1 protein-coding gene is annotated in these 1,883 nt (G+C 43.6%); it reads right to left on the minus strand.

Going from position 1 to position 1,883, the window contains the following annotated elements; genetic code table 11:
* Nucleotides 1–63 precede the first annotated feature (63 nt).
* Complete coding sequence (gene ltrA, locus H344_RS0116700; protein WP_240485015.1) at nucleotides 64–1,392, minus strand: group II intron reverse transcriptase/maturase; 1,329 nt, start codon at nucleotides 1,390–1,392, stop codon at nucleotides 64–66.
* Nucleotides 1,393–1,883: the final 491 nt, after the last annotated feature.

Raw genomic sequence — 1,883 nt, forward strand, 5'->3', positions numbered from 1 at the left:
CCCCGAGCCTCTCACAGAACCGTACGTGATAGTCTCCCATCATACGGCTCTTATTGTACAAACCTAAGCTACTACATTTATTTCAGAAAAACGCCAATGGTAGAACAATGTCGGAAATTGTTTCCTGACTGTTGTCAACCATTTATAGGCTTTCCCCATGCTGGTTTTGTAGCGCTTATACTTTCTCCTTGCCCACCAAACCAAGCGCGCACTTAGCAATCGGAAGACTTTTGTGAGTTCATACATCTTAAATTTACCGTAGTAACGCACCCATCCTCTGATCATTGGATTTAGGTATTGGGCAACTCCTACAATGCTTCTAAAATTTAACTTGTTCACGTTGAGCTCTCCTAACTTGTCGGCGATTCGTTTTCTCGAACTGATACTGATGGCACAATCATAGCCTAAGAACATTTTCTTTGTTTTCTTGGAGAATGCACTTCTCGGCTGAAAGGAATAGCCCAGAAAATCAAACTTGACAATCGGGTGTTTTCCTTTACGGCGATAGTCTCTACAATAGACGATCTTCGTCTTTTGTGCATGTAATTCCAATCCTACGGATTCCATCCTTTGATGTAGCGCATTTAGTATCTGTTCTGCGTGAGCTTTGCTTTTACAATGTACGATCGCATCGTCGGCATAACGTGCAAACTGTACATCTCCATCCGCATTTTCCAACCATTTGTCAAAAGCGTAATGAAGAAATAGGTTTGCCAACAGTGGGCTTATTACGCCTCCTTGCGGTGTTCCTTTACCTTCTTTTTGTACGAGTTGTCCGGATGTTGTAAAAACGGGTGCTTCCAACCATCGAACGATGTAAAGAACGACCCAATTTTCGGATACGTGCTTCTTTACGGCAAGCATCAGTTTCTGGTGGTCAATGTTGTCGAAGAATCCTTTGATGTCAAGGTCAATTACCCAGTCTTGTTTCCAGCAGTTTTCCCGAACTTTTTGTAATGCTTGATGTGCATTTCTATTCGGTCGATAACCGTAAGAATTTGGACTGAATACGCCCTCTAATCTTGGCTCTATGAACATCTTGACTACCATTTGCCCTACCCTGTCGCTTATGGTGGGCACACCCAGTTTTCGGATGTCCCCATCCTTTTTGGGTATTTCCACCTCTTTGACGGGCGGAGGAAAATAGCTCCCCGATGCCATTCGATTCCATAGTTTGTACAAGTGTTTGCTGCGATTGGTATCATATTCTTGCATGCTTACCGCATCTACTCCTGCACTCCCTTGGTTGGAACGCACTTTTTGATAAGCCTCCCAAACCATTTGGCGGCTTATCGGTATTGATTTTGTTTCATTCCATAAATTCATCCTCATTCTTATGAGTTGGTCAATAAAATAAAACGGTACAACCCAAGCCCTTCGCTCCATTTCCATTACAGAAACTTCATCGCTACTACGGCTTGGTCTGCCTCTGCATGCACTATCGGTATTTTGCCTCTAAGTTGTTCTTATTGTGCATTTCCCTTGGCATTTGCATACAGTTTCCCAAGTTCCGTAAATAAGCCTGAATAAAGTTCTTGCCATCTGAATGACGCCAGCCCTACAGAAAATAAATAGGTGCTCTCTGTAGTTGATGTTATGAGCAACATCACTTTTCACTCCGTATCATACTTCGTAGCTTTTGACTGGAGGTACGCAACTTCTCGACACCTCTTCAATGGTTCACTTTCGTTCAACTCCTTTATTCACACCTGCCGACCTCATGGATCGGATTCTCCCAAACGCTCAGTACCATTGCTATTCACAACAGCACCTTTGGGTGGTTTAGAGCCATCGCCTATACGACGACTCTGATGGGCCTACCATCATCTTATTTGCAGCATGCAGCCAATTTATTGCCGTGGCTGCTTCTTGGCACACTATGA

The organism is Arenibacter latericius DSM 15913 (assembly GCF_000424985.1).
Classification (GTDB): domain Bacteria; phylum Bacteroidota; class Bacteroidia; order Flavobacteriales; family Flavobacteriaceae; genus Arenibacter; species Arenibacter latericius.